Source organism: Pedobacter jaeyakensis (assembly GCF_054461315.1).
In genome coordinates this window covers 2,268,162-2,293,395 of sequence record NZ_CM136921.1, presented here as the reverse complement: position 1 = coordinate 2,293,395, position 25,234 = coordinate 2,268,162, and the positions used below count along the sequence as shown (strand labels likewise).

The window sequence follows — 25,234 nt, the reverse complement described above, 5'->3', positions numbered from 1 at the left end:
TTTATTTTTTTTGTGGTACCTGATTCATAATCCAACCAAGATACATTCCTGTTTTGCTTAAATAATTAATTTGAGCCCGTTTCTTATCGCTAAGACTGTTACCATATTTAAATACTCCTATAATATTGTCAGCAAAAGATAGCCATTCCTTTGACTGATTCACAACATTTAATGGTGCAGTCTCAATCAATATTAAATCAAATTTCTCTTTCGCTAATTCAAGCTGATTTTTAATTTGCTTATAATCTGCTAATTCTATTAGAGATTTATCGCCACCCCGGTTTTTTAAAATAGTTATTGATTCGTTACTGATATAATCGAGATTAATCTTGCCTTGTAAATAATCCTCGATATAATAATTAGCGCTGGAAAGATCACTAATTTTAGGATTATTAAAATTCCCATCAATTACCAATATCTTTTTATTAGTCATCATCCAAGCAAAGGCTAGACTCATAGCCAAAAATGTTTTGCCCTGACCACTATTTAAACTATTTATTACAAGAATTTTGCCCTGAAGATCATTTTCTATTTCGTATCTAATGGATCTTAACTGATTTTTCAAGTCCATTACTACTGGCTCAAGATTGTTACTTGTCCAAATTTCTTTTAAATCAATCGAACTAATATTTAGTTCGTTAATTGTTCCTAAAACAGGTAATGCAGTTTTATTTGCGAGTTGTTCAGGTGAAATGATACTTCTATCAAAAAGAAAAAATACAAAAATAATCACCATGCAAAAGATCAAACTGATAATTGCACTTAGTATCACAAGGAGCATTTTTTTGGAAGGTTGAGCAGCACCTGGCATACCAACTTGGATAATGTTAAGTTTGACAGAAATACCCGATTCTAAACTGCTCTGATTGTATTTGTCCAATACATCCATGTATTCTTTTGTGGCAATTTCAATACCCATTTGTAATGTTTGCACTTCTGCCTCCTTTGGTACCATTGCGTCAAACTTAGCATTAAGTTCACGAAGCTTATTCTCCAACGCATTGACGCTAAACCTGGACAAGTCTAGTTTAATTTCCAGATCAAGCTTTTGCTGTACAAGCGTTTGTTTAGTTGCGAGTGGACTAGTCAAATATTGATCCGACGATTTGGCAATTTCAGAACTCATCTTTTGTCTCACAGAATCAATGGAAACTTGGTATTTAGAATCAAAATCGTTATTGAATTGCGCTTCATACAAGGCGCTTAATTCTTCTCTTGAGTCGATGATATCTTGATTAACTTTTGATAAAATTGACTCAATATATTTTCTTTCACCAGGAGAAAACTTTCGATCAATTTCATTTAAGGCGCCGGCATATGATGAAGTATTCTGAATAATCTGCTGCTTTTGGTTCTCATATTCAACAATACTAGAATATAATTGCTTAGACTGTTCATCTAAATTTAATACTCTATTTCTAATTTTATATGTTCGAAGATTTGACATCCGACTTGCGAGGGTGTCCGTTTTCTCTTTCAGTAAGACACCAAGAAAATTGGTGGCTTTTACCTTATTTGTTTTAACGACATTTGAATAATATTTAACAAACTCGATAGAAAGTTCATTGACTACAAAGGCACACAGATTTGGACTTTCAGACTCAAATTGTATAGAAATAAAATCACTGTCTCCAGCTCTAAAAATGTTCAATTTTGAATTCAGGCTTTCTGAGTCATAGCCCATCGACTGCAAAACGCTGTTTAATCCATTTTGATCGCTGTTTGAAAGATCTAAGCCCTGTCCTTTAGCAAATAATTCTGTGTAAGTTTCGACCGCGTGTTTTCGAGCATCACTATTCAAAGTGGATAACAACTTACTTTCTTTTCGAAACTTATCTTTTGACGTCAAATCATGTAAAATGAGTTTGTAAGAAACTTGATCTAGCAACTTCTTCATTCTCATCATTGACATTAGGTTACTAAACTCTTGGGTAATCTGCTGTCCCTGAAGCATAGTTTCATTCAAAATCGAAATTTGTTGATACTGCTTAGTTTCATCAACAATTCCTGTGGCTATTTGGGATTCTGAAATGTATGAATTTGGTTGGTTCCTTACAAGAAAATATGTTATGATAACAGTGACAATAGGAACTATTATCAAAGCCAGCATATATCTTTTAATAAGCGATAAAAACTTTTTTATCTCGTCCATTACTTAATTTCTTCAAGTTTTTTTACAGTTAACTCTTCCAGCAACGCCTTAGCTGTCATATAATCTACTTCTGCTTGAACCTTCGAACTATAGGCTTGATTATAGGCTGTTGATCCATTATTATACTCCACAAGCGTAATTTCCGCTTTCTGGTAAGCCAATTTTACAACCTTAAATGTACTTTCGGCATCGATTAAGGCGTCGTTTGTTGGTTTAAGAAATAACTTAGCTTGTAAGTAACGGTAATAACGTTGCTTTACCTCCGTTTCCAATGTCAAATTATATTCTTGCTGGTTGAATTCTGCAATTTTGACCTGCTCCTTTGCTTTTCTTACCTGCCCTGGCTTACTAAATAGTGACCCAGGATTTACAGAAATTCCAAATTGATACCCGGTCAATATGTCTTGGGTTGTGACATCTACTAAATTTGCTTGAGCTTTGTTTGATCTCGCCACATATTGAAATGAAAACGGATCAAGCCAGGAAGCCTTTGCGGTAGAAAGTTCGCTTTTTGAGGCTGCAACTTGGCCACTAAAAACCTTAATTCTTGGATAATTCTCCTTAGCAGTAGCAATAAGTTTGTTAACGTACAGGTCGGAGATTTGACTTAGAACACTTTCCTGAGCCATAGACTGCTTTGTAAATAAGCAAGTTAAAAGCAAAAATAACAGAAGTGATTTAGCTTTTCTAGAGTTATTCATAATAGAAATAGTAAAAGTCAAATATATATTACAACTTTATGATATGCTAGTCACGTCAATCATATACTTATCAACATGCCCCGACTAATCCACATTATTAAAAATAATCCAAAATTAAAAAAACTCATTCACTGGATGTTAATTCCATCGGAAGAAGCCCGACCAAGGTTTTGGGTTAAACTTTTTGTTAACCCATTTTTTCACAAAGTTGCTGGCAATAGCATAATAAGAAAACGAACACGGATGGACGTTTTACCTTTCAACAAATTTGAATTAGGTTATAAATCAGTAATCGAAGATTTTTCAACCATTAACAATGGAGTTGGCAATGTCATGATTGGACGAGAAACTCTAATTGGAATGGGTAATGTAATTATTGGACCTGTTACAATTGGTAACAACGTTATTTTGGCACAAAATGTCGTTTTAAGTGGATTAAATCATGAATATCAGGACTCGACTCTTTCAATTTCAAAGCAACCAGTAACTACCAAACAAATAAGTATTGAAGATGACTGTTGGATTGCTGCGAATTCTGTAATAACCGCAGGAGTAACAATAGGCAAACATTCAGTTGTAGCAGGAGGATCAGTAGTCACAAAAAACGTTCCACCGTTCTCAGTTGTCGCAGGAAACCCAGCGAAGGTTATAAAGCAATATAATCCCCATTCTGGGATTTGGGATAAGCTATAGCGTGGATTTATAGTAATGATTCGGGACTATATTCCACACCGACAGTCCCTAATTTAGATTCGTATATATTATTAATTTATTGATTTTTCGTATATTTACGGGATTTTCATCGTGTTATGCCCTATTTGACGCCACTTTTAGTTTCATGGCGCTATTTTTGGCTTGCATGATGCATATAATGGCAATTATCTTAATTTAAATATGATTAGACTTATACGTTATCTCGTACTTCTCTTTCTAATACAGCTTATATCTCCCTCCGTATATGCGCAATTTCCTTACATTGAAAGTTTCCGCGCGGCCACAGCGCCTGGTATAACATTCGGTGGCGCACCATCCGCATTTTTAACTGCCGCAGGTAGCTCTGCCAATGGCGGAACTCCTATTGATCCAGTTGGAGAGGGTTATTTGAGGCTAACTAGTAATGCAACTGATCAGAAAGGATTTGCCTACAGTAACTCAGACTTTCCTTCAGCCAATGGTTTAAGAGTTGAGTTCGAATATTACATTTATGGTGGAACTGGTGCCGACGGGATCAGTTTCTTTTTATTCGACGCTGCAGCCACTCCATTTACTATCGGTGGTTTCGGAGGATCATTAGGATACGCGCAATATACCAATACAACTCCTACTTCCGTAGGAGTAAATGGTGGATACCTAGGCATTGGATTAGATGAGTATGGTAATTTTTCAAACCCCATAGAGGGAAGACAAGGAGGAATACCTGGCTTAAGACCTGGGTCCATCACGTTGAGAGGAAAGGGTACTGGAGATGCACTTACTGCTAATAATTATCCATTTTTAATCTCTCAACGAACAGTTGATAAAGGAATTCCATTGGCAGGAAACGATTCACGTAGATTTCCTGAAACAACATCTGATGCTTACAGAAAAGTTTCAATGGAAATGGAGCCTAATCCTGCGGGGGGTTATTTTGTTACTGTTAGATTGACACAAGGTGGTCCTACATTAAATACGGTGACCATGATAGATCGATATCCATACATGACTGTTGCTCCCGCAAACTTGCGATATGGATTTGCGTCTTCGACAGGTGATAATGTTAACTTTCATGAAGTAAGAAATGTTGCGATTTCAGTTTTCAACACAAATGGATTAAATCCCCCAACAGCTAATCCTGATGCTACAAACGGATGTTTCAATACCCCCGTTTCATTTGATGTTACGGCAAATGATACCACGCCGAATGCTGGTGCAGCAATTAGCAAAAATTCTATCGATTTAGACCCCGCTACGATCGGAATCCAAAAAACTTTTTCGGTCGCTGGAAAAGGTATATTTACAGCTAATGATGACGGCACTGTTTCTTTTGTTCCTTCTACGGCATTCATTGGACCTGTTGCAGTTTCTTATAATGTCAAAGATAATTATGGCATAACTTCAAGTAACGCAACATACACGCTTAACTATGTGGCTCCTTCTATTAGCGCGAATGCTGGCCCTGATATTTTTATAAATTTTGCAAATCCATCTGTTTCCACATCGCTAGCGGCAAATGATCCAGGTGCAGGGAATACCGGTCTATGGACTCAAGTTTCTGGACCTAGTACAGCTATTTTTGCTAACAACACCATCTTTAATACTATTGCAAGTAATTTATTAGGCGGTGTATATACTTTCAGATGGACAATCACAACTGCTGGTGGCTGTTCTACTTTTGACGACGTAGTCGTAAATGTGAACAGGAGACCGACTGCAGTTAATGATGCGGTGAGTACCAACTTGAATTCCCCTGTAAACATTCCCATTCTTGACAACGATACAGATCCCGAAGGAAATCCGACTATTGACCTTGCATCAGTAGTTATTATTAGCGCTCCGACCAACGGAACCGTGTTTGTAGATCCTGCAACTGGTATAGCACTCTATACGCCAAATAACGGATACACAGGTCCTGATTCTTTTACCTATACTGTAAAAGATATTAGAGGTCTAACTTCGAATTTTGCTACAGTAAATATAGCGGTTAGCGTAAAGCCTATTGGTACCAATGATAATGCAGCGACACTAGCTTCAACGCCTGTAACAATACCTGTTGCAAATAATGATCCCGGAAGAGCGGGAACCACTGTTGTAGAAGCTACCTTGCCTGTTAATGGTAATATCGTCGTGAACCCCGATAATACGGTTACCTATTCGCCTATTGCAGGATTTAGCGGACGTGATTCTTTCACCTATAAATTAAGAACCCCAGGTGGAGTTGAATCTGATCCGATTACTGTTACAGTAAGTGTTCGACCAACTGGTCAGCCAGACACAGGAACTACTCCTGCCGGCATTGCACTTACCACTTCTGTTAAAGATAACGACGCGAGCAAAACAGGAACGACAGTGATTCCCGTAGTTCCACCTACTAATGGTGCGATAGTTGTAAACGGCACCAATACCGTTACTTATACGCCAATCGCAGGTTTTTCTGGTAAAGACACCTACACTTATCTGCTTAGGACAAATGATGGATTGGAATCCGATCCGATAACAGTTACGATTAACGTAAAACCAGTTGGATCTAATGATGTAGTTTCTACACCAATCAATGTTCCTGTTGTAATACCTGTTAAGGACAACGATCTGAGTAAAACCGGAACTTCTGTAGTTTTAGGTACCCCTCCTCTTCATGGAACACTTGCATTAAATACCACAACCAATGTGGTAACATTTACTCCAACAGCTGGTTATTCAGGACCTGATAGCTTTGTATATACTTTAAGAACAGCCGACGGTTTAGAGTCAGATCCTATTTTAGTTAATATTACCATAAAGCCAGTGGGCAGTAACGATGAGGTTACTACTCCAACCAACACTCCCATTTCGATTGCCGTTAAGGATAATGACATCAGTAATACCGGAACAACAGTGACTATTGCCACGGTACCAACAAGTGGTAGTGTGACTGTAGGTGCAGACAACAAGGTACTGTACTCACCAAGTACAGATTTTTCTGGTAAGGATGTGTTTACCTATACGCTTAAAACAGTGGATGGTGCTACCTCTGATCCGATAACTGTAATAGTAAATGTGAAACCTGTTGGTGTTAACGATAATATCGGCGCAGTAAATGGCGTAACTCCTATCGACGTGAAGAGTAACGACCCAAGTAAAACGAATACAACGGTAGTTATCAATACAACGCCTACCAGCGGAACAGTTTCAGTAAGCCCATCGGGTATTGTGACTTATACACCAAATCCTGGTTTTACCGGTACGGATGTATTTACTTATACATTGAGAACTCCGGACGGTTTGGTATCGGATCCGATTACGGTGACGCTTACTTCAAACCCTGCAGGTTCACCGGATGTTGCCACAACGCCAGCTAAGACGCCTATAACTATACCAGTAAAAGACAATGATCAAAGTAAAACAGGAACTACTGTCGTGCTGGTTGCGGTACCATTAAATGGTACAGTAGTACTTGACCCTTCTGGAGTACCAATTTACACACCTTTCGACACCTTCTCTGGAAAGGACACATTTACTTATAAACTAAGAGACGCGAACGGTTTAGAATCAACTCCAATTTTAGTAACCGTGAATGTTAAACCTGTAGGTTTGGCAGATAGCCGCACTACCCCATTAAACACTCCAGTTACCATAAACATTAAAGCGAACGACCCAAGCAGTTTGGGTACAACACCAATCATTGTTTCTAACCCTGCACATGGGTCAGTAACTATTGATGCTTCTGGAAATGCTGTCTTTGTGCCAACAACTGGTTACACGGGAAATGATGTGTTCACTTACAAATTAAGAACAGGTGATGGAATTGAATCTGATCCAATTTCTGTAACTGTAGCGATCAATCCTGCGGTACCTGCACCAGATATCAATCAACCTGCGACAAGTGGAACTCCAGTGATTATAAACATCCCTGTAGTTTTACCGGGCGGTTCTTACACAATTGTAACTCCCCCACTGCATGGCACTATAACCACGGATCCTGCAACCGGTAAACCAATCTATACACCAACGCCTGGTTATTCTGGTCCTGATGAATTTACCTACACCATCAAAGATCCAAATGGTGTTGTTTCAACACCAGGTAAAGTAACGATCACGGTAACTAAACCTGCAAAAATTGGCCTTGCAAAGAGCTTAATTTCAAGCATAAGGAATGCTGATGGAAGCTATAAGTTAGTTTACTTATTCAATATTGTTAACTATGGTGACGTTGCTTTGGAAAGGGTGAGCTTAACAGATGATCTGGGTGCTGCATTCCCTGGCAAAACTTTCACCATAACAAGATTAAATGCTTCGGGTACATTAAGAACAAACACACTATTTAATGGTGGCACTGTTAAAGAAATGTTGTTAACGACAAGCACCATTGCTGCCAACTTTAAAGAACAAGTAGAACTAGAAGTTACCATAGCTGCAAATCAAACTGGTGGTTCTTTCTCTAATACTGCAGTTACTCAAGGTAATTCTACAGGAACAGGAACGCTCACAACGGATATTTCTACTAACGGTTTGAACCCAGATCCGAATTCGCCTTCGGATGTAACACCTCAAGTTCCAACGATCGTTATTCTAACGCCGAACATTATAGTGCCAGTAAATACCGGTACACCTAAAGTTATAGATGTGCCTGTTCCTGCCGGAGGCACTGTTATTATTACTAAACAACCGACACATGGTACAATAACAATTGACCCGGCAACTGGTAAACCGATCTATACACCTACACCAGGTTATACAGGTCCTGATGATTTCACTTATATTGTAAGAGATGTTAACGGTAACGAATCTCAGCCCGCAACAGTAACAATTACAGTATCTACACCAGCTAAGATTGGTCTTGCAAAAGCTGCTGCAGTTGTGAAGAACTTTGATGGCAGCTACGATGTTACCTACACATTTACCTTAAAGAACTACGGTGATGTTGGTTTGGAGCGCCTTAGTTTGACTGACAACCTCAGTCTAGCATTCCCAGGGGTAAATTACCAAGTTGTTAGTATTTCGGCGACTGGAACATTGAAATCAAATCCTGCCTATAATGGATCTGGAACTTCAAGTCTGTTACTTGCTACAAGTACATTAGCAGCAAAAGGAACTGAAACTGCTACGTTAAAACTAAGATTAGTGTTAGGAACTGAAGCCGGAAAATTCAACAATTTTGCAATTGCTGATGGCTATTCGGTTAGCACAGGTACTTTAACTCAGGATCAATCTACCAATGGATTAGTTCCCGATCCTGATGCGACTAAACCTGGTGATGTGTCTCCTTCTGAATTAACACCAATTACTTTAACTAAAGATCCGTTGAAGATCCCTGGTGGTTTCTCTCCTAACGGTGATGGTATCAACGACTTCTTCGTTGTAGAAAATGCATTAGGTAAAACTATTAACCTTGAAGTTTTCAATAGATGGGGTAATAGAGTCTACCGTTCTAAAGATTACAAGAACACCTGGGATGGTAAAACTACGGAAGGTATTTACGTTGGTAATGAAGTTCCAGTTGGTACTTATTATTACGTGATCATCATAGATGGAACAGAGAAAAAAGTGGGAGTCCTTACAATTAACAGATAACATGAAACGAATACATAAAATCATACTTACCGCTTGCCTGATCATTACTTCTTTTGCAGCAAATGCTCAGCAGGACGCCATGTACACTCAGTATATGTTCAACACGCTTGCTATCAACCCGGCATATGCTGGTAGTAGAAACGTAACCTCTGCTACTGCCCTTTTCAGGAATCAGTGGACTGGAATTGATGGTGCGCCAAGAACAGGTACACTTACTTTAGATGCGCCGATTCTTGATAAAAGAATTGGTTTAGGTGTCCAAGTATTTACTGATAAACTTGGTGTAGTACAGAACAACGGTGCTGTAATCAGTGGCGCCTACAGGATAAGAATGGACGAGGGCACGCTGGCTTTTGGACTTCAGGGAGACATTAACCAATTTCGTGCAGATTACAACAGCGTAAATCTAAATTCCAACACTTACGACCCTGCATTTGCCTATACAGAGAATAAAATGTTGTTTAATTTTGGTACCGGTGTTTACTATAACTCTGATCGGTTCTTCATCGGTTTATCCCTGCAGGACATTGTAAAAAACAGGCTTACCAATTACACGTCAAATAATTCTGATTATAGAAATACCCAAGCCATGCACGTTTTCTTCTCAAGTGGATATGTGTTTACCTTGAGCGATGACTTCAAGTTCAAACCCTCTTTCCTGATTAAAGGCGTGAAGGGTGCTCCTATTGAAGGTGACCTTAATGCAACGCTTTGGATTAAAGATATTGTTGGTATCGGCGCTCAATACAGAACGAGTGCTGACGTTGCAGGATTGATTGAAATCCAGGCAACTCCTCAAATCAGGATCGGTTATAGCTACGATTACAGTACTACTGCTTTGCAGCAATTCAACAAAGGTAGTCACGAAATAATGCTGAGGTACGAATTTGGCTTCAGCAGTGGTAAAATCTTATCTCCAAGATACTTTTAATTATGATGAATTCTACATTTAATAAAGCGCTGACTCTTTCATTATTTTTAATTGTTGCTTTTGGTACTGCTTTCTCCCAAACGAAAAAAGAAGCAGATTTGACCAAGGCCACCACAGAGTTTTCCTCTTTCAGATACATTTCTGCAATTAAAGAGTTGAGCCCAATTTTGGCTGCTGACACGGCGAACGTTAAGGCACAGGAAATGATCGCTTATAGTTATAAAATGATCAATAACTATGAAGAGGCACAATATTGGTACGAGAAATTAACTAAACAAAAGAATGCAAAGCCTGAATGGTTTCTTTACTACGCAGAGGCTTTGGCAAATAACCAGCAATACGAACGTTCTGAGGCTTTATACAGGGCATACTATAGCTTAATACCTACCGATAAGCGCGCAGCAGCGTTTGCGAATGCTAACCTCAGTTTGTTTAACAAAAATACTGGTAACTGGAAAGTTGGTTTTACTAACTTGAATTCTCAAGGTTCTGATTACTCTCCTATCTATTATAAAGATGGATTGATGTTTACCAGTAACAGGAATTCCAAAAAATTCGCCAGAAGGATATTCCAATGGGACAATACACCTTTCTCCAATCTTTATTCTATTCCTACTTTAAAGCAAATTAAAATTATTGATCCAGATAGCCTGTTAGCAGTGGCCAAAAACTCCACTAACAAGAATTACAGGTTTAACGATGATGATACTGCTCCTACAAGTAACGATACCAAGACGATTGGTAATTTTAACAATTCTTTAGAACGTGACACATTAGGTTTATTGTTGGAAAAGGACTTGAATTTAACGTTATTGAAAGGCGCATTGAATTCAAAATATCATGATGCTTCTGCTTCAGTTTTTCCTGATGGGTCTATCATCTTCACCCGTAATAACTTTTTCAAAGGCAGTACCGGTACGAGTCGGGAAGGTGTTACGAAGCTAAAAATGTACACGGTATCTGGTCATGATTTGGGTAAGATTACCGAATTCCCTTATAATGGTGATGAATTCTCAACTGGTCACCCAGCACTGAATAAAGGTGGAAATATCCTAATCTTCTCATCTGACAGACCAGGTGGTTATGGGGGCTCCGACCTTTATTACTGTGTTCGTTCTGGCAACGGTCAGTGGACCAGGCCGGTAAACATGGGTAAAAAGATAAATACTGAAGGCAACGAAATGTTCCCTTATCTGGATAAGAATGATGTACTGTTCTTTGCTTCCAACGGCCATGCTGGTTTAGGCGGCCTTGATGTGTTCGAAGTTAAGCTTAATGAAATGAAGCCCACAACTGAGCCTAAAAACATGGGCGCACCTATCAACTCTTCGAAAGATGATTTTGGCTTGATCAGAGATACTGATGAGAAAAGTGGATATTTCAGCTCCAACAGAAGAGGGAATGATGACATCTACAGTTTCAAAAAATCTTCTTATGTGATTTTGTTAAAAGGAACAATACGTGATGGTAGAACAAAGCTTCCACTTGCAGGCAGCAGGCTACTAATGAGGCATCTTGATGGAACTGATACTGTGCGCACAAATGCAAAAGGTGAATTTAGCAGGGAGCTCCCAAGAGATATGGACTATGAATTGATAGGCCAAAAATTAGGCTTTGTGAACCAAATTGGCTTTGCTTCTTCAGTAGGCATAGAGCAGGATTCAGTAATCAAGAAAGACATTTATTTGTTTAAGACCGAAAATATTCAACAATATGTGTTAAACAATTGTGATTCTCTTAAAAAGATATTTGCTGTACAAAACATTTATTATGATCTGGATAAGTCTGATATCAGACCTGATGCCAGACCTGCTTTAGATGAGTTAGTCGCTTTGATGAATAAGTACCCGGAGATTACTGTGATCACTTCCAGTCATTGCGATAGTCGCGCTTCAGAAGCGTACAATAGAAGTTTGTCATTGAGGAGAGCAGAACAATCTAAAACTTACCTGGTAAGTAAAGGGATATCGGCTTCAAGAGTGAAAGTAGAGTATTACGGAAAAACCAGATTGGTAAATAGATGCTATGATGGTGTTCCTTGTCCGGAAGAGTATCAGCAATTAAACAGACGCACTGAATTTGATGTGATACTGAATGGTGTGAACATCACCAGACAAAATTGTGACGATAAGACCAAATAGACAAAAATTGTTAAAACCAAAAGGGGATGAACTTTATCAGTTCATCCCCTTTTTTATGTGAATAAGTAATTATTAAACCTTTTCCTTTTGTACAGCTGCCGGTAATGTTTTCATCAAGATTTTAAGGTCTAGCCAGAAGGAATGGTTCTGCGCATAGAAGTTATCTAAACGTTTGCGCTCTCTTTCAGACATGTCAGCCTTACCCCTCCTACTTACCTGCCATAACCCTGTCAATCCAGCTGGCCCAAGAAAACGCATAGTCCACTCGTTAGAGGTCAGCATTTCAGCTTCATATAAAGGTAAAGGACGATTACCAACTAAGGACATATCACCCTTTAATACATTTAACAACTGTGGCAATTCATCAATGCTGTATGTTCTGATAAATTGGCCGAATTTGGTCACACGCGGATCATTCTTAAGTTTAACAAATACACTCTTCGCCGCGTCCTCACCTTTATACTGGTTTAGACTGCTCAGATTGTTAAGTTCTGCACTTGCCCCTGTGCGCATGGAACGAAATTTATAAAAATCAAATACCCTATAACCAGTACCTACCCGTTTGCTTTTGAAAAATACCGGACCTTTTGATTCGAGTGCCACAACGGCTGCCACAACAAGAAATAAGGGTGACAGTATAAGTAAAGCTGAGCCAGACACAACAATATCAAATACACGCTTTAATGTAGGTATTTTATAGCTGTAATCAATCTGAGAAAGATCTGCCAGTTGGGGTTTAATCAACTTGAACTTAACCAGGAACACGATACGCTCGCAAAGGTCTTTTACAGGAATGGGCGAAACATATAGGTCATTCACTTTATATTGCATAGCCAACTGCCTCACTTCCTCCTTCTTATCTTTTGACAGCAAAATAATAACTAAACCTTTTAATAAGGCATTAGCTTTAAGCATACGAACAAATTCAAAACACCTGAGCTCTTCATCTACTTCAAGCAGGATCACATCTGGTAAGCTAAACAGAGATTGCTCTTTTAAATAGCTTTCCAACGAGTTCACATTTGATTCCGAGTGCACTGTAAAAGCTGAATTGAGCTGTGGTAAGAGACTGTGCTCAAATGTTGGTGAAGAAAAAAGTAACGCTATGGAATGTTGGTTATTCTGCATGTTGTAATTAGTTTCCAATGGACTCATATTTTTTGAAAACATTTGAAATCGCTTCTTTTAACTGCACTGGATTGAATGGTTTTGGAATGTAGGCATCTAGCGTAAAGGACATTTGAGAAACCCGTTCTTCAAGGTTAATGGCTCCAGACAAAATGATAACTGGTGTATCCCTGTAAAACCCACTAATTTTCAGATTGTGAATAAATGAACTTCCATCAAAATAAGGCATCTCTAAATCAGATAGTATAAGTGCCGGAGAGTTTCCCTCTTCCAACCATGTAAGTGCTTCTACACCACTGTTTTTTATCACCAGATCATAGTCATTAGAAAGAACAAAATTCAACAGCTTTAAAATGCTTACTTCATCATCCACAACTAATATTTGCTTCTTAGCCATTTGAAATTTTTAATCGCCTTTAGGAATCATTTAATACCTAACGAACATACGAAATATTTAAACAATTTGAATTTATAAATTGAAAAATCCTGCATTTTTGACAAAAAAATAGAGCCATTTATTTTACTAAATGGCTCTTTACGAGATATAAGGTAATTAAAATTAGTTTTTCGGTTGAACTCTACCTGATTTACGGTCTTTATCACGACCAATTAGGTATCCTGCGCCGGCTCCTACAAGCCCTCCGATTATAGCACCTCGACCATCTTTTTTATCGATCAAAACACCGCCTAGCGCTCCTGCTCCAGCGCCGATTACGGTACCTTTGGCAGCTGAACTCCAACCTTTTTTCTTTGTGGTAGTTTCAGTTTCGCTATATGTTCTTGGTGATGGAGCTGCTTCATTACGTTCTGCAAGCAACAATGTACGTTTTTCTTCACGTACTCTTGCGGCAACTTTTTCGTTTTCTACCTTCATGGCTTCTGCTCTTCTGAAGCTATCTAATTTCAAACTGTCTTTAACAGCAGCAACTGCTTGTTGTTTTGCAATTTCCTGTTGTCTTGCCAATTCTTGTTGCTTTGCATTATTACTACACGCTGATAGCATGATTGCGATTCCTAGTACTGAAAATAAATGTTTCATGATTTTAAAATTTAGTGTGTATTATATATACATAAGAAAAAATGATGCCAAACTTATCATTTGTCGTCTAATGGAGAATATACTTTCGCATCACCATTACCTGAAACTTGGTCATTGTCATTATTATAGCAATCTGAATCACCTGTTGATGATTGATCAGCATCTAAACCCAGATTTAATGTATCATCAATTTTCAGTTCCGGATGCTTACTTAAGTAATCCTTAGATTTTTCCTTTGCCATAATAGTTTCTTTGTCATATAACAAAGCAAAACAAACTTGGTTTGGTAAAAACCAAAGAAGGCCGCCATATCAGGCAGCCTTCCTTAGTTATCAAATATTGCTACTAGAACAATGAGAACTCAACCCTACGGTTTTGTTGACGTCCTGCAGCAGTTTTGTTAGAAGCTATTGGTTGGTTTGGACCATATCCTGTTGCTTCGATTCTTGATGCATTAGCTCCTTGAGATACCAGGTATGCTTTTACAGATTCTGCTCTGTCTTTCGATAAACGAAGATTTAAAGCCATTGAACCAGTGTTATCAGTATGACCTGCCAATTTCAAGCTAAAGTTTTTCTCTACTAATAAGGCAGCTACTTTATTCAATGTAGCATATGAAGTAGAACGAATAGTTGCTTTACCTAAGTCAAATTCTAAGTTTCTGATAGCTTCATCTACCACTTTACGATCTGCTTCTGTAACAACGATTTTCTCTCTGATTACTTGTGCAGGCGCTTTTAATGGACATCCAGCTCCGTCTACAACGGTTCCGGCAGCAGTACCCGCACATTTATCAAATTTGTTTGCTACACCGTCAGCATCATCATCTCCCAAATCTTGGGCATATTTTGCAGCTGCTGCATCTCTATCTCTTCTAGCCGCCTCTTCTGAAGCTGCCAAAGCTCTTTTTAATTCAGCACTTTCTGCTGCACTTGCTTCACGGAGTGCCGCAATTGCGCTGAAATTCTGTAGTTGAGATGTTCCTTTACGTCCTAAAGCAATCTCAATACCTGCGTGAGCATAAGAGAACCTGTCATTTGCTCCTCCTGTTACACCATCAAAGTTTTGTGCTTTAGTAAAGTTTACAGTATAACCTAGATCAATGTTTACGCCTTTAGAAACACCTAATTTAAAGCCCGCTCCAACTGGTACAAACCAGTTCTCCTGATATGGAGTGTTTGCTGCGTTTACGGTTGCATTAGTGTTAGCACTTGATGACATATATCCTGCACCGATCTTCGCGTAAGGTGAAAGTATATTTCTTTTTTGGTTAAGACTTAAATTTGCAACAGTGAACACACCAGTTACGGCTGCTGACCAGTCAATTCTGGTAGTAAAAGTTGCTGCGCTTCCTGGCGTTGCATTCGGTCTTCCACCTCTAACCTTACCAGCCAGGAAATCTGCCTGTAAGCCAAATCCAGGAACAATTTGTTTTTTAATGTAACCGCCGTAACCCCATTCCTCATAAGGTGTACTGAAGTCGCCATTAGTTCTGTTGTTGAATGGGGTATAATGTGTTAACATACCACCGTTAAGTCCTATTGACCATGTACGGAATTCTTTTTTTGAGAACCTGTCTGCTGAACTTACGCTATCTGTTTGCGCAAATAATTGCGACGACAATCCAACCAGGGAAAGTACAAGGGCCGCTTTAGTAAATTTTGATTTCATCGTTTTAATAGTTAGATAATAAATCGTTCATTTTATTGTGTGAACGAAATGCTATACGTAATAATCCTGCCAAAGCCGCTTTATTGGCATTTAATTAAAAAAAACGATTCACTATCAATGTTTTAGTTACAATCAAGCTAACGTGATATCAAACGAAATTCCGTGAACGATGTGGATAAATATGTCCAGTTTTTACTACAAAAAATTAGCTATTACAGTTCGAAGACCTGTCCGCGCTCCGGAATACTAACCGGATAACCTTCCTCTTCCAAGGCAGTTTTAAGCAAATTCATGCTATTAATTTCGCCATGAACCAGGAATACCTGACTGATCTTATGCTGATCTTGCTGTTTGACCGTATTGACCAAATCTTTATGGTCGCCATGCCCGCTTAATAAGTCAGTTTGCTTAATACTAGCATATACCATCAATTCGCGATTCCTCAATCTTACAATTGGGTCACCCCTCAAAAGGCGGTTACCAAGTGTTCCTTTAGCACAATACCCGATAAATAATATGGTACAATAGTAGTTTTGAATGTTGTAATACAAGTGATCCTGAATTCTCCCTCCTTCCAGCATACCTGCGGAAGAAATAATGATACAAGGCTCATGGTAGTTTGATACAGAAAGGCTCTCTTTTCTATCATGCACATAAGTCAATTCTTCAAATTCGAACTCATCTCCCTTTCTTTTATAAAACTCCTGAGATTCTTGGTTTAAAAGCAACTGATGTTTGCGATAGATATCTGTAGCAAAACTGGCTAACGGACTATCAACAAATATTTTAACAGGCGGCAATAATCCTTCACTAAATATTTTATTTAGGCTGTATACGAGCGACTGTGTACGCCCAATACTGAAAGCAGGGATAATTAATCTGCCCGGAAATTTCACACAAGCTTCATTAATTGTTTCAATTAATTTGTCTTGCAAAGTGGTATCTGTCGTATGCAATCTTCCCCCGTAAGTTGATTCTGTCACCAGGTAATCTACCTGAGGCAGGGGATCCGGATTAACAAGCACTGGGTAATTTTGCCTTCCAATATCGCCAGTGAAAGCAATTTTCTTAATTACTTCACCTTCCTTAACCGTTAGCACCACCGCAGCAGCACCCAATAAGTGCCCAACTGGGATAAACCTTAGGGAGACTTGATCGTTAATGTGAAAGTCTTTATGAAATGCAATGGTAACAAAACGCTCCATTGTCTCCATTACATGTTTTTGTAGGTATAAGGGCTGCGGGCCAGACGATCTTCTGTGCTTACCTTTTGAATGTTTATGTTGTTTACTGATAAAAATATTGACGGAATCCAGAAGCAACAATTCTGTTAAATCTGCTGTTGGCGGTGTTGAAAGAACCTGTCCCTGAAAGCCCATCCTTACCAGTGTTGGCAGGTTCCCGGAGTGGTCTATGTGCGCATGAGTAAGAATAACAAGATCTATCGATGTGGGATCAAAGGGAAAATATTGATTCTCTTCCTGAAATGTTTCCTTTTCATAATCTAAGCCGCAATCAATCAGAATGTTGTAATCATTAAGTTGCAGTAGGTGCATGCTTCCTGTAACTTGCTGTGCTGCCCCCCAAATCGTTAGTTTCATAGGTTGTATTGTCGTATTGTAAAGCAAGTTAATATTTTAATTACTAGCTTAATCTCATTTTACAACTTATCAGCCGTCAAAAAATCTGACCATTTGTTTACCAGATACTTATAATTAAGCTCCTTCGTAACCAAATTTCCGTTAATTCGCTTCCATTTAGTTAGTTCATTTAAGAAGCCTGGTTTTGGTAAATTGCTAACCTCTGCGGCAAGTGTATAGAGTTCCGCTCTGGTGGGATGGTCTGGTGAGCATGCATTGAAGGTAAAGCCAAATGCATCAGCTTCTAAAACATGAACGGTTAAACCTATGCAATCATCCAGGTGAATTAAGTTAACCGGTGCAAGGCCATTTGATATACCCTTTTTACCTGCAAAAAACTTGGCCAGGTTTCTGCCCGGACCGATTAATCCTCCAAAACGAAGCACCGTAACTGCTACACCTGCGTAACTCCTAACAATATGCTCTGCATCAACAATGGCCCGCCCAGACTCCGTATCAGGCTTCAAAGGGCTGGTTTCATCTACTTCACCATTTGTATCACCATAAACCGAAGTAGAGCTGATCATCAGCAACTTTTTTACGCCTGCGGCTTTCGCCACTTTAGCAATTTTCCTGATCTTTTCCGGGTATTCACTTTGCAAACCCGCACTTCTTTGTGGGGGTATGGATATAATAAGGACATCACATGTAAAAAATTCAGGATCAAATTGTTCTTGATCCGCACTAAAATTTACCAAATACCCAGTAATGCCGGCTTCCTCAAGGCTTTGAAGTTTATCCTCACTAGTAGTTGACCCGTTAACTGTCCATCCTAAATCAACCAGCTTTCTAGCAATGGCCACACCATACCAGCCGCAGCCGAGTATACTTACTGTATTACTCATTTGTAGTGGATTATTGCTCGTTCGTCGCTTTTGGAACAAAAAGCAGCGATGCAATGACAGACAAAATCAAAACACCACCAACTATAGAAAGCGATAGCGGAGAAGATATATGGTAGATTGGAGCGATTACCATCTTCACACCGATAAAAGACAAAATAACCGCTAGTCCATATTTTAACAGACTAAACATATGTATGAAATTCGCCAGAAGGAAGTATAGTGCTCTAAGTCCCAGAATGGCAAAAATGTTAGAGGTATAAAGAATCAACGGATCATCTGGGGCAATAGCAAAAATTGCAGGAATAGAATCCACCGCAAATAAAACATCTGTAAATTCAATAACTGCAACCACTACCAACAGTGGGGTCGCTATTTTAATACCGTTTTCTATGGTAAAGAAATTGCCACCGTCAAACTCCTTGCTTACTTTAAATAGTTTGTAAATCAGTCTGGCCCCAGCGCTTTTGCTGAAGTCCTTTTCCTCATCATCGTCATCACTGCTGATACCCGATTTTATACCTGCATAGATCAGGAAGAGTCCAAATAGCAACATGACCACATTGATACTTACTAAATGCCCGAATATATTCATTTCAGGAAGGTAAGTCAGGTTAATCAATCCCACACCCGCGAATATAAATATCGCTCTAAAGATCAATGCGCCAATGATTCCCCAAAATAAAACTTTATGATGCAGTTCTTTTGGCACGTTAAAAAAGCCGAAAACCAGGATAAACACAAAGAGGTTATCTACTGAAAGTGCTTTCTCAATCCAATAAGCAGATTGGAATTGCGTAAATTTCTCAAAACCGGAAACATAATAGATTACCCCGCTGAATGCCATAGAAAGCGAGATCCAAACCACGGACCAGATGGCTGCCTCTTTGCTGGAAACAGCATGTACCTTCTTATTAAACACACCAAGATCCAGTAGTAGCATCACTAGCACCAATAAGGCAAACCCAATTATAACTCCAGGGTGATTGATTAAATTATTATCCATTTTATGTATTATTCCGTTCGTAATTATTGTCTAAAAATGCTAAAAAAGATCGGTTTTAAGCATTGCTTTTAAAATATTGGCCTGCACATCATAATTGTTGAGGTGATCCATGAAATTTATATCTGAGATTTTATGATAATTTTCTTTAAGCAAATTAATAATCTCGGCAGGTATGTAAGTTTTCAGCGCTGCCGAACTACTGGACAGCGTGTCATTTTTATAAGAGAGCTCCTGGATAATTCTCGCCTTTTCCGATTGGTGGTTCGCGAAGTCAATTCCTTTCAGATCGTTCAATTCACAAAACAAAAACAAATTCCTGCTGGGGAAGAAAAGAAAGTACCTATCCTGATCCAAAAACTTGTAAACCTCAATGATCAATTGTCCGGATTTCAATCCGCAATAAAATTCTGTACGGAAATCAAATTTGCACAACTGCCCCATCAGCTTCCTTTGGATACTTGCATGTGCATTAACATACATATCCTTTGGCACAAAATCGATCAATTCACCCAATTGGGCCGAACTGATGTCGTAATAAAAATCTCCCGCATAGCGTGAACTGAATGAGTTAATGTTTTTAGAGAAAGGAAATTCTTCTGTTTGATCTGACAGGACCTGAAAGAGCTTCCTGAGCGACAAGTTAATCTTCAGCGATTGCTGCTGTCTGTCCAGATTAAAGTTCTTTTCAGAAAATACAGAACTGCTCATTTTTTCGATCAGTTCCTTGTTCAGACTGATCTCATCGTAAATCAAGCTTACATTTTTTTCATTACTCTTTTTGATCTTTTTTAAAAGCTCAATCAGACTGGCAGTAAACTGAATATGAAAAATTTCCAGCTTATCAATATCCAAATCTTCGTTGTTTTCGAACATCTGGTGGATTACCTGGCTGCGTAAAAATATTTTATAAAGCGCCTCTTCTTCAAAAAACACAGAGAGCAGTTGTAAACGACTTATCTCTGTGCGCGAGGCTTTTAATATATTTGAACGGCGTTCATCCATCTGTTAAGATTAGTTAACGCGGGTAACATTCTTTTTAAGCTCGGTTTCAAGGGTTTTAAGTTCTCCATCCAATACCCTTCTACTTTGTGCACCTGCCTCATGGATCTGTTTAACCTCATTTAAAGTTTCAATAAGTGAGGCTGTAGTCATTTTTAGCGTCTCAATAGAAACTACTGTTTTCTCATTTTCTCTAGCAACATCTATGCTGTTTTGCTTTAGCATATCAGCGTTCTTCTGTAAAATCGTATTTGTAGTATCAGAGATTTTCTTCTGCATCTCCACATTGGCTTTTTGCCTTTGCAATGCTACAGCAAGAGTCAACTGGTTCTTCCACACCGGTATTGTAGTAGAAACTATCGATTGTGCCTTTTCTGCAATTGAGGTATTGTTGTTTTGAACGACACGGATCTGGGCCAGTGACTGAATCATGATAAATCTAACAATTTTCATATCGGCCAGGCGCTTATCCAGTCTGCTCAAGAAATCTCTTAAATCTGCAATTTCATAATCCTGATAGTCTGCCGGGCGACCTTCCATTTCCGCGAGCTTTAAACTTAGCTCGTTATATTTCAGCTGACCAGATATGATCAGTTCTTCCATCTGATGGATGTAACCCACATTGCTATCAAACATGGTTTGAAGAGAGCTGTTGTCCTTGATGGAATTTAAACGACCTGCTTTAACTTTATTGGTGATCTTATCAACGTTATTGATCACCACATCATATTTCTGGAACAGCTTTTTAACATCCACAAACAAGTTTTTAAGAAAAGGGATCTTAGCTAGAAAGCCTTTGATACCTGTTTGTTCCAGCTCACCAACGTCTATATAGTTCAGTTCTGTTAACAGTTCATTGATCAGCCCGCCCACTTCGCCACTATTGTAGGTACGTACAGACGATAGAAAATCATTACTATATTTCTCCATAGAGTTCTGTGCATCAGAACCATAGTTTAGTATAGAATTCACATCAGAAGGCTCTAAGGATTTCCCGATCTCCTTATATTTGGTTTCCTCTTCCGGGGTAATCACCGCAAGATTTACATTTCCATCCTTATCCAGTTTAACAGGAGTAATGGTTTGGGTTTCATTTTGATTGGTTTCCATAGTATTAATTTTGATCGGGTATTAGACCTTAGAGATAGGTTTGTGTTACGGTTTTAACAGTTTCTTCTAACTTCTTGTCTTTCGTAGGCTCACCTATAGCATTAAATTTCCATTCACCATTCTTTTTATAGAACACCCCAAGTACCATAGAAACATGGCCTGCAAAACCTGCACCGTTGGCAATGTCATATCTAGCAAAAACTTCATTTACACGCTTTGGACTGCCTTCATAGATTCTGATGGAAGCGAAGGGTATCGTCCCAAAATCCTGACCTCTAAAACTATTCAGCACGAAAGCAACATAATTTACATTGCTGTTTAATCTGGAAAAATCAAGCGTAATTACCTCGTTATCCAGTCCATCATCGCCGCCCATATCTCCCGTAAGGTCATCACCACTATGTCTTACAGCACCATCTTTAGAACCAAGGTTTCCGAAGTAAACTACTTCCGTTAAATTTTTGGCTTCACCGTACAGTGCACAGCTTGCATCAAGATCTACTGCTTCCTTTGTTTTTCCAAAGCCAAATAAACCTTTCTTTTCTATAGCGCCCCAGTTAATGCCTACACAGATGTTCTGAAGTTTGTTACCGTTGGTTTTCTCCAGACTGATGCGCTGTCCTTTTTGAAGATTAATTGCCATAATTTCTTATTGATATTTGTTTAAATAATCCTGAAGTCCACCCTTCATACCTACCCCAACAGCTTCAAATTTCCATTTTCCTTCTCTCTTGTATATTCTGCCAAATTCTACTGCAGTCTCAATTGAGAAGTCTTCTTCCAGTTCGTATTTTAACAATACTTCATTGGTTACCGCATCAAAAATACGTACAAACGAATTTCTAACCTGTCCGAAGTTCTGTCTTCTGCTTTCTGCTTCATGAATCGTCACAACCACACAAATCTCCGAAACTCTCGCATCAGCTTTAGTGAGGTCTACTTTGATTTGCTCATCATCACCATCTCCGTCGCCGGTAAGGTTGTCGCCTGTATGCTCAACGGCTGCATCGGGAGATTTTAGATTATTATAGAATACAAGATGCTCGTCGGATACAAGCTTTTTATTTTGATCAAGCATAAAAACGGAGGCATCTAAATCAAATGCGCTTCCGGTAGAAGAACTATTGGTGTCCCAACCTAAACCTATTGTAAATTTAGGTGCATCAATGTTTTCACGTTGCCCCTTTTGTAAGTTAATGGCCATGTTATATGTATTTATAGTTTTTGTTAATGATGTAATTTTTTAAAAAATCAAAGTTATTGCTATAGCTCTCAATCAAATGATAACTGTTGCCCAAAGAAAGGTTGTAAAGATCCTGTGCAAATTGATCATCCTGGCGCTCCAGAAAGATTTTAAAGCTATTGAAATCGCAATTTAATATATATTTAACAATCCTGGTATTAAAACAGAAATTACCGCTTTTAATCACTTCATCCAGATCAAACACGTTTTTAATACAATGGTAATTTAAGTAATTCTCTATGTTTGGATGGATCTCGCTGTTAACCAATTCCGCAAAATACAACATGAAGACACTGTTTTTCAAACCGTATTCCCTCACCATTTTAAGAATCATTTTTTCGTGACTTCCAGTAATCTTAATATCGTCCAGAAAAAAAAGAACCTTATCCTTCAGGAAATCCTTATCGATGTGAAAGGAGTCGTTACCAATTAGCTTTAACCGATCCTCTGCATTCAACTCTCCGTAGTCCTCTTTGTAGGTAATTGTTCTGTGGATTTTGGCCTCTTGCACCACTAACCTGTTATTTTCTGCAAGCCAGTGGTTTAATTGGTATACAAAGTAATTCTTCATGGCAAATGTAGCCGTTGGAATGAAGCAATACGGACTAGAGATCACCACGATCTGCTCATTGATATTACTGTCTTCCAGGAAATCTTTTATAAATCCGTTTGCGAGGGCTTTTCCAAAGGATTTGGCCACTTGGTCATCTCCAAACTTAAATCTGCTGTAATCATCAGGATTAAATCCGAAATTGTTAGTGCAATCTATTTTATGAAGTGAGTAGGTATAAGGAATCATAAGATAAGCTGATTAATGGTGAGGTGGTTAGAGTTAATTACCAAGGTTTTGATGCCTACTTTTTCAGCTCCTTTATGATCTGCAATAACATTATCCCCCACATGGATGATTTCATGAAGTTCCAATTCGCGGTGTTTCTTGCGATCGATGTTGTCCAGCATCAACTGAAAAAATTTAGGATTAGGCTTGGACATCCTGACCTCATCAGAATACAATTGAAAATCCAGCAGTTCAGCTATGCCCAGCTGACTCAAAATTTTACGAAGCGTTCTTCCTTTAATGAAACCAGTGTTACTTAGCAGACTTGTAGTGCTATTCCCACTTTCCCGGATGCTTTTAAGCACATTTAAACTATTGGAACAATAGACTTCGGGCAAGTGATTCATTACCACACCTTCCATATCCTGATATAACTGTTCTACATCTACATCAGAAAAATCAGTTGAATAATCGTTGATCATGCTGACTACCATGAGATACATCTCTTCAGCATCGATATTCTTTCCGGTCTTCTCGTTGATGCTGTTCACCATCAAATCAACTTTTCTAAAGATAGCGGATACTTCTTCGATGGACTTCCCAGAAGGGTTAAATTTGCGATGAAAATACCTGGCCCGTTCCGTTTTAAAGGCGGGGTTAGACTTGATTAAAGTTAGCCACAGGTCAAAGGAATAGTGTTTATAAACTGGCATTAGTTGAGCGTGCTTTTTCAGTTAGTAGTTTTTTTACCCTTAATGTTACAAATTTCCCGGCTAGCCGCAAAATTATTGTGGTGAATTAACCTTAAACTAAAATTACTTTAACACCTTGTCAAGTGGCTTTCTGCTCCCGGTAGTACTGGTTTTGTAGGCGCTGGGAGAACTCCCCGTAACGGATTTAAATTGGGTGGACAAATGTGCGCTGCTGCTATATCCCAACTGATAGGCAATCTCATTCAGATTCAGCTCTCCATATTGCAGCAATTCTTTCACTTTTTCTATTCTCTGCTGGATGATGTATTTCTCTACAGTTATCCCTTCTTTATCAGAAAATAGCCTGCTCAGGTAAGCCTGATCTTTATGCAGCTTTTCTGCAACCATGTGTATGATGCTTTGTTTATGATCTTGTATACCACCATGATGAATAAGCGCGATCACTTCTGTCTTAAGCGCCTCAACTAGCTGGTCCTTTTCTTTATCAATCAACTCAAATCCAAGATTAGTTAATGCAGCTGAAATCTCATCTAACTGGACGGCCGACGGATCTGGCTTTAACTGTACCTTACCCAAACTAATCTCTTCTACGCCAAAACCCAGGTTTTCTACCTGCTGCTTAACCATTAGAATACAGCGGTCGCAAACCATATTCTTTACATGCAGGATCATATCTTTTCAGCGTGATATCCCACCTGGTCCAGCAGCATAATCACTTCTTTTGGATTTAAAGCCTCTTCTGTTTCAATGCTCAGTACTCGGTCGGGATTCTGAAGATCCACTTTCCAGTTATCGATACTACCTAAACCATCCAAATATGGAGTTACCTTTGCGATACACGCATCGCATTTAATGTTCGTTTTAAATTTGAAAGTATGCATAGCGTAAAGCTAA

Annotated in this window: 22 protein-coding genes; 4 read left to right on the top strand and 18 right to left on the bottom strand. The window is 38.7% G+C overall.

Features of this window, described 5'->3' with window-relative positions; all coding sequences use genetic code 11:
* Position 1: 1 nt before the first annotated feature.
* On the bottom strand, positions 2–2,152 hold the full coding sequence (locus ACXZ1K_RS10185; RefSeq protein WP_458969554.1) for an exopolysaccharide transport family protein: 2,151 nt from the start codon (positions 2,150–2,152) through the stop codon (positions 2–4).
* Entirely contained in the window at positions 2,152–2,853 is a 702-nt protein-coding gene (locus ACXZ1K_RS10180) for a TolC family protein (RefSeq protein ID WP_458969553.1), read from the bottom strand. The genes ACXZ1K_RS10185 and ACXZ1K_RS10180 overlap by 1 nt, the downstream gene beginning before the upstream one ends.
* A 75-nt stretch (positions 2,854–2,928) precedes the next feature.
* On the opposite strand from ACXZ1K_RS10180, the gene ACXZ1K_RS10175 reads away from it, so the two are divergent.
* The 4 genes from ACXZ1K_RS10175 (at position 2,929) to ACXZ1K_RS10160 (ending at position 12,171) form a co-directional block, all read left to right on the top strand.
* On the top strand, positions 2,929–3,546 hold the full coding sequence (locus ACXZ1K_RS10175; protein ID WP_458969552.1) for an acyltransferase: 618 nt from the start codon (positions 2,929–2,931) through the stop codon (positions 3,544–3,546).
* Positions 3,547–3,747: 201 nt separating this feature from the next.
* Positions 3,748–9,099, top strand: coding sequence for an Ig-like domain-containing protein (locus tag ACXZ1K_RS10170; RefSeq protein ID WP_458969551.1), 5,352 nt, complete (start codon positions 3,748–3,750; stop codon positions 9,097–9,099).
* A gap of 1 nt (position 9,100) precedes the next feature.
* A complete protein-coding gene (locus ACXZ1K_RS10165; RefSeq protein WP_458969550.1) occupies positions 9,101–10,030 on the top strand; it encodes a PorP/SprF family type IX secretion system membrane protein in 930 nt (309 codons plus the stop codon).
* Positions 10,031–10,032: 2 nt separating this feature from the next.
* Entirely contained in the window at positions 10,033–12,171 is a 2,139-nt protein-coding gene (locus ACXZ1K_RS10160; RefSeq protein ID WP_458969549.1) for an OmpA family protein, read from the top strand.
* Positions 12,172–12,243: 72 nt separating this feature from the next.
* Here ACXZ1K_RS10160 and ACXZ1K_RS10155 read toward each other — a convergent pair whose 3' ends face one another.
* The 16 genes from ACXZ1K_RS10155 to ACXZ1K_RS10080 form a co-directional block, all read right to left on the bottom strand.
* The gene (locus tag ACXZ1K_RS10155) at positions 12,244–13,326 is read right to left on the bottom strand and encodes a sugar transferase (RefSeq protein ID WP_458969548.1); all 1,083 of its coding nucleotides are present in this window, start codon (positions 13,324–13,326) and stop codon (positions 12,244–12,246) included.
* Positions 13,307–13,696: a response regulator gene (locus tag ACXZ1K_RS10150; protein WP_458969547.1), complete on the bottom strand. Its 390-nt coding sequence runs from the start codon at positions 13,694–13,696 to the stop codon at positions 13,307–13,309. Before ACXZ1K_RS10150 ends, ACXZ1K_RS10155 begins: the two co-directional genes overlap by 20 nt.
* A 162-nt stretch (positions 13,697–13,858) precedes the next feature.
* Positions 13,859–14,338: a YMGG-like glycine zipper-containing protein gene (locus ACXZ1K_RS10145; protein ID WP_458969546.1), complete on the bottom strand. Its 480-nt coding sequence runs from the start codon at positions 14,336–14,338 to the stop codon at positions 13,859–13,861.
* A 56-nt stretch (positions 14,339–14,394) separates the two neighbouring features.
* On the bottom strand, positions 14,395–14,580 hold the full coding sequence (locus tag ACXZ1K_RS10140) for a hypothetical protein (RefSeq protein WP_458969545.1): 186 nt from the start codon (positions 14,578–14,580) through the stop codon (positions 14,395–14,397).
* A 103-nt stretch (positions 14,581–14,683) separates the two neighbouring features.
* Positions 14,684–16,009, bottom strand: a complete 1,326-nt coding sequence (locus ACXZ1K_RS10135) for an OmpA family protein (protein ID WP_458969544.1) — start codon at positions 16,007–16,009, stop codon at positions 14,684–14,686.
* Between the two features lie 212 nt (positions 16,010–16,221).
* Positions 16,222–17,610, bottom strand: coding sequence for an MBL fold metallo-hydrolase (locus ACXZ1K_RS10130; protein ID WP_458969543.1), 1,389 nt, complete (start codon positions 17,608–17,610; stop codon positions 16,222–16,224).
* A gap of 59 nt (positions 17,611–17,669) precedes the next feature.
* A complete protein-coding gene (locus tag ACXZ1K_RS10125; RefSeq protein WP_458969542.1) occupies positions 17,670–18,494 on the bottom strand; it encodes an SDR family oxidoreductase in 825 nt (274 codons plus the stop codon).
* A 10-nt stretch (positions 18,495–18,504) separates the two neighbouring features.
* The gene (locus tag ACXZ1K_RS10120; RefSeq protein WP_458969541.1) at positions 18,505–19,497 is read right to left on the bottom strand and encodes a TerC/Alx family metal homeostasis membrane protein; all 993 of its coding nucleotides are present in this window, start codon (positions 19,495–19,497) and stop codon (positions 18,505–18,507) included.
* Positions 19,498–19,536: 39 nt separating this feature from the next.
* Positions 19,537–20,499 (bottom strand): hypothetical protein, encoded by a 963-nt coding sequence (locus ACXZ1K_RS10115; RefSeq protein ID WP_458969540.1) that lies wholly within the window; start codon positions 20,497–20,499, stop codon positions 19,537–19,539.
* A gap of 9 nt (positions 20,500–20,508) precedes the next feature.
* Positions 20,509–21,606: a toxic anion resistance protein gene (locus ACXZ1K_RS10110; RefSeq protein WP_458969539.1), complete on the bottom strand. Its 1,098-nt coding sequence runs from the start codon at positions 21,604–21,606 to the stop codon at positions 20,509–20,511.
* A 28-nt stretch (positions 21,607–21,634) separates the two neighbouring features.
* Positions 21,635–22,249 carry a TerD family protein gene (locus tag ACXZ1K_RS10105; RefSeq protein ID WP_458969538.1) on the bottom strand — a complete coding sequence of 205 codons (615 nt, stop codon included), beginning with the start codon at positions 22,247–22,249 and terminating at the stop codon, positions 21,635–21,637.
* A 6-nt stretch (positions 22,250–22,255) separates the two neighbouring features.
* Positions 22,256–22,810: a TerD family protein gene (locus ACXZ1K_RS10100; RefSeq protein ID WP_458969537.1), complete on the bottom strand. Its 555-nt coding sequence runs from the start codon at positions 22,808–22,810 to the stop codon at positions 22,256–22,258.
* Between the two features lies 1 nt (position 22,811).
* Positions 22,812–23,648 (bottom strand): phosphoribosyltransferase family protein, encoded by an 837-nt coding sequence (locus ACXZ1K_RS10095; RefSeq protein ID WP_458969536.1) that lies wholly within the window; start codon positions 23,646–23,648, stop codon positions 22,812–22,814.
* Positions 23,645–24,340, bottom strand: coding sequence for an HAD family hydrolase (locus ACXZ1K_RS10090; protein WP_458969535.1), 696 nt, complete (start codon positions 24,338–24,340; stop codon positions 23,645–23,647). Before ACXZ1K_RS10090 ends, ACXZ1K_RS10095 begins: the two co-directional genes overlap by 4 nt.
* Positions 24,341–24,442: 102 nt before the next feature.
* Entirely contained in the window at positions 24,443–25,012 is a 570-nt protein-coding gene (locus tag ACXZ1K_RS10085) for an AraC family transcriptional regulator (RefSeq protein ID WP_458969534.1), read from the bottom strand.
* Positions 25,009–25,221, bottom strand: a complete 213-nt coding sequence (locus ACXZ1K_RS10080; protein ID WP_458969533.1) for a heavy-metal-associated domain-containing protein — start codon at positions 25,219–25,221, stop codon at positions 25,009–25,011. The genes ACXZ1K_RS10085 and ACXZ1K_RS10080 overlap by 4 nt, the downstream gene beginning before the upstream one ends.
* Positions 25,222–25,234: the final 13 nt, after the last annotated feature.

What these genes read in the sequence shown, in the direction of transcription:
- ACXZ1K_RS10165 (WP_458969550.1), top strand. Translation starts at nt 9,101, where the DNA reads ATGAAACGAATACATAAAATCATACTTACCGCTTGCCTGATCATTACT.
- ACXZ1K_RS10130 (WP_458969543.1), bottom strand. Translation starts at nt 17,610, where the DNA reads ATGAAACTAACGATTTGGGGGGCAGCACAGCAAGTTACAGGAAGCATG.
- ACXZ1K_RS10180 (WP_458969553.1), bottom strand. Translation starts at nt 2,853, where the DNA reads ATGAATAACTCTAGAAAAGCTAAATCACTTCTGTTATTTTTGCTTTTA.
- ACXZ1K_RS10150 (WP_458969547.1), bottom strand. Translation starts at nt 13,696, where the DNA reads ATGGCTAAGAAGCAAATATTAGTTGTGGATGATGAAGTAAGCATTTTA.
- ACXZ1K_RS10185 (WP_458969554.1), bottom strand. Translation starts at nt 2,152, where the DNA reads ATGGACGAGATAAAAAAGTTTTTATCGCTTATTAAAAGATATATGCTG.
- ACXZ1K_RS10135 (WP_458969544.1), bottom strand. Translation starts at nt 16,009, where the DNA reads ATGAAATCAAAATTTACTAAAGCGGCCCTTGTACTTTCCCTGGTTGGA.
- ACXZ1K_RS10170 (WP_458969551.1), top strand. Translation starts at nt 3,748, where the DNA reads ATGATTAGACTTATACGTTATCTCGTACTTCTCTTTCTAATACAGCTT.
- ACXZ1K_RS10155 (WP_458969548.1), bottom strand. Translation starts at nt 13,326, where the DNA reads ATGAGTCCATTGGAAACTAATTACAACATGCAGAATAACCAACATTCC.
- ACXZ1K_RS10140 (WP_458969545.1), bottom strand. Translation starts at nt 14,580, where the DNA reads ATGGCAAAGGAAAAATCTAAGGATTACTTAAGTAAGCATCCGGAACTG.
- ACXZ1K_RS10095 (WP_458969536.1), bottom strand. Translation starts at nt 23,648, where the DNA reads ATGATTCCTTATACCTACTCACTTCATAAAATAGATTGCACTAACAAT.
- ACXZ1K_RS10120 (WP_458969541.1), bottom strand. Translation starts at nt 19,497, where the DNA reads ATGGATAATAATTTAATCAATCACCCTGGAGTTATAATTGGGTTTGCC.
- ACXZ1K_RS10090 (WP_458969535.1), bottom strand. Translation starts at nt 24,340, where the DNA reads ATGCCAGTTTATAAACACTATTCCTTTGACCTGTGGCTAACTTTAATC.
- ACXZ1K_RS10175 (WP_458969552.1), top strand. Translation starts at nt 2,929, where the DNA reads ATGCCCCGACTAATCCACATTATTAAAAATAATCCAAAATTAAAAAAA.
- ACXZ1K_RS10100 (WP_458969537.1), bottom strand. Translation starts at nt 22,810, where the DNA reads ATGGCCATTAACTTACAAAAGGGGCAACGTGAAAACATTGATGCACCT.
- ACXZ1K_RS10085 (WP_458969534.1), bottom strand. Translation starts at nt 25,012, where the DNA reads ATGATCCTGCATGTAAAGAATATGGTTTGCGACCGCTGTATTCTAATG.
- ACXZ1K_RS10110 (WP_458969539.1), bottom strand. Translation starts at nt 21,606, where the DNA reads ATGGAAACCAATCAAAATGAAACCCAAACCATTACTCCTGTTAAACTG.
- ACXZ1K_RS10080 (WP_458969533.1), bottom strand. Translation starts at nt 25,221, where the DNA reads ATGCATACTTTCAAATTTAAAACGAACATTAAATGCGATGCGTGTATC.
- ACXZ1K_RS10105 (WP_458969538.1), bottom strand. Translation starts at nt 22,249, where the DNA reads ATGGCAATTAATCTTCAAAAAGGACAGCGCATCAGTCTGGAGAAAACC.
- ACXZ1K_RS10125 (WP_458969542.1), bottom strand. Translation starts at nt 18,494, where the DNA reads ATGAGTAATACAGTAAGTATACTCGGCTGCGGCTGGTATGGTGTGGCC.
- ACXZ1K_RS10160 (WP_458969549.1), top strand. Translation starts at nt 10,033, where the DNA reads ATGATGAATTCTACATTTAATAAAGCGCTGACTCTTTCATTATTTTTA.
- ACXZ1K_RS10145 (WP_458969546.1), bottom strand. Translation starts at nt 14,338, where the DNA reads ATGAAACATTTATTTTCAGTACTAGGAATCGCAATCATGCTATCAGCG.
- ACXZ1K_RS10115 (WP_458969540.1), bottom strand. Translation starts at nt 20,499, where the DNA reads ATGGATGAACGCCGTTCAAATATATTAAAAGCCTCGCGCACAGAGATA.